The 2,840-nt window shown below is 68.1% G+C and carries 2 protein-coding genes; both read right to left on the bottom strand.

Features of this window, described 5'->3' with window-relative positions; translation table 11 throughout:
• Positions 1 to 561, bottom strand: a 561-nt coding sequence (locus tag NP3_RS35570; protein WP_174566300.1) for an NADH-quinone oxidoreductase subunit H, incomplete at its 3' end; no start/stop codon positions are given.
• Positions 554 to 2,840, bottom strand: a 2,287-nt coding sequence (locus NP3_RS35565; protein ID WP_063046114.1) for an NADH-quinone oxidoreductase subunit G, incomplete at its 5' end; no start/stop codon positions are given. The genes NP3_RS35570 and NP3_RS35565, both read right to left, overlap by 8 nt.

The following is a 2,840-nucleotide window of genomic DNA, read 5'->3' as shown; positions in this document are numbered from 1 at the left end:
GGAGGTGGCCATGGTGCCGCCGAGCAGGAACACCGTCGCGAAGCACAGCGCCATCGCGATCTCGTAGGAGATCACCTGCGCAGTCGAGCGCAGCCCGCCCAGCAGCGGATATGTCGAACCCGACGACCAGCCCGCCAGCACGATGCCGTACACGCCGATCGAGGTGATGGCCAGGATATAGAGCACCGCGACCGGCAGATCGGTGAGCTGCAGTGCGGTCCGGTGGCCGAGGATCGAAACTTCCGGCCCGATCGGGATGACCGCGAACGCCATGAACGCGGGCACCACCGAAATGACCGGCGCCAGAATGAAAATCGGCTTGTCGACGATGGCCGGGACGATATCTTCCTTCAGCGCCATCTTCACGCCGTCGGCGACGGCCTGCAGCGTGCCTTTGGGGCCGACCCGGTTAGGGCCGACCCGCATCTGCATCCAGGCCACGATCTTGCGCTCCAGATACACCGCCATCATCGGCGTGAGCAGTAGGAAGGCGAAGATCGCCAGGGATTTCCCGATGACGAGCCACAGCGGGTCGTGGCCGAAAAGAGAGAGATCACTCATGGCGGTGTTCCTTCATCCTCTCGTCGGCGCGGTGCACCTGCACCACACCGCCCGGCTGGGTGGCGAGCTGTTCGTTGACCGAGCAGCCCGGCGAGTTCAGCGGCAGCCACACCACCCGATCGGGCAGATCGGTGATCAGCAGCGGCAGCGTGACGGCGCCGCGATCGGTGGCGACGATGATCGGATCGTCATCGGCGGCACCGAGTTCGGCAGCGGTGGTGGGCGACAGCCGCACCACCGGCGGCCGTGCGACACCCGCCAGATTCGGCTCGCCATCTTGCATGCGCCCCTGATCAAGCAGCATCCGCCAGCCGGAAAGGATGGCCGTGCCGGGATTGGGTTGGGTCACCGGGTGCGGCCGATGCGCGGGCGCGGGCACCGGCGGACCGTCCCAGGCGCCGAGTTCGGCGAGTTCGGCGCGCGCGGATTCGGTATCGGGAAGGCCGAGCGCCACCGTCATCTCGGTCGCGATGGCCTGCAACACTCGCTGATCCGACAGTGGTGCGGGTTCGCGGCGCACCATCGAATCGCCGAGTGCCGCATCGAATTGCCGAGGCCTGCCCTCCCAGGTGCGGAAGGTGCCGGATTTCTGCATTGCCGAGGCCACCGGGAAGACGACATCGGCGCGTTCGGTGACCGCGCTGTGCCGCAACTCCAGGCTGACCACGAACCGAGCGGCGTCGATGGCCTCGAGCGCCGCCTTGGGGTCCGGCATATCGGCGATCTCGACGCCGCCGATGACCAGTGCGCCCAAGGTCGGCGCGGCCTCCAGAATGGCCGCGGTATCGCGACCGGCGGTGAGCGGCAGCTCCGCGACATTCCAGATCGTGCGAACCTCTTGACGCGCACGGGGATCCACGACCGGTCGGCCACCGGGCAGCAGGCCGGGCAGCGCACCAGCCTCGACCGCACCGCGTTCACCGGCGCGCCGCGGCACCCAGGCCAAGGCGGCACCGGTTTCTTCGGCGAGCCGGACGGCCGCGGACAGTGCGCCGGGGATTCCGGCCATCCGCTCACCGACCAGCACCACCGCACCCGGCTGACGCAACAGCTGTGCGGCCGTCGCCAAAGCGGCGGCGTCCGTCTCGCCGGTGCGCATGGCATCGAGCAGATGCGGTTCGGCCCCGGGAACGGCTTGCAACAGCGTGCCCGACATCCGATCCAGCCCGCGCGAGGAGTAGGCGGCGAGCGAGAAGATCGGCAGACGGCGCTTACGCGCCGCCTTGCGCAGCCGCAGATAGATGATCGGCGACTCCTCTTCCGGCTCCAGTCCAGCCAGCAGTACGACCGGCGCGTTCTCCAGGGCGTCGTAGTCGACGGTGACACCCTGTCCGGCGATACGGGCGGCCAGGAAGTCCGCTTCTTCGGCCGAATGAACTCGGGCGCGGAAGTCGATGTCATTGGTGCCCAGGGCAACTCGGGCGAATTTCGCGTAGGCGTAGGCGTCTTCCTCGGTGACGCGACCACCGACCAGCACGCCCGCATTGCCGAATGCCGACGCCAAGCCCTCCGCGGCGGCGGCCAATGCCTCGGACCAAGACGCGGGGGCGAGATTGCCGTCCCAGCCACGCACCAACGGTGTGGTGAGCCGGTCACGTTCGGTCGCGTAGGTGAATGCCCACCGGCCCTTGTCGCAGTTCCACTCCTCGTTGACCTGCGGATCGTCACCCGCCAAGCGGCGCAACACTTTTCCGCGCCGATGGTCGGTGCGCTGTGCGCAGCCTGATGCGCAGTGCTCGCAGACGCTCGGGCTGGAGACCAGATCGAAGGGACGGGCCCGGAACCGGTAGCTGGTGCCGGTGAGCGCACCCACCGGGCAGATCTGCACGGTATTGCCGGAGAAGTAGGAGTCGAACGGTTCGGCCTGTGCGGTGCCGACCTGTTCGAGCGCACCGCGATCCATGAGTTCGATGAACGGATCCCCGGCGACCTGCTGCGAGAAACGGGTGCAGCGGGCGCACAGCACGCAGCGCTCCCGGTCCAGCAGCACCGCCGTGGACAGCGGAATCGGCTTGGGGTAGGTGCGTTTCACGCCGTCGAACCGGGTTTCGGACCGACCGCTGGACATCGCCTGGTTCTGCAGCGGGCATTCACCGCCCTTATCGCAGACCGGACAGTCGAGGGGGTGGTTGATGAGCAGCAGCTCCATCACCCCCTCCTGGGCCTTGGCGGTGGGCGGCGAGGTCAGCTGGGTGCGCATGATCATGCCGTCGGCGACGGCCATGGTGCAGGACGCGACCGGCTTGCGCTGGCCCTCCACCTCGACCAGACACTGACGG

This window comes from Nocardia pseudovaccinii NBRC 100343 (assembly GCF_001613225.1).
Taxonomy (GTDB): Bacteria; Actinomycetota; Actinomycetes; order Mycobacteriales; family Mycobacteriaceae; genus Nocardia; species Nocardia pseudovaccinii.
Note: the sequence above shows the minus strand (reverse complement) of the source record. Positions and strands in the feature narration are given on the sequence as shown.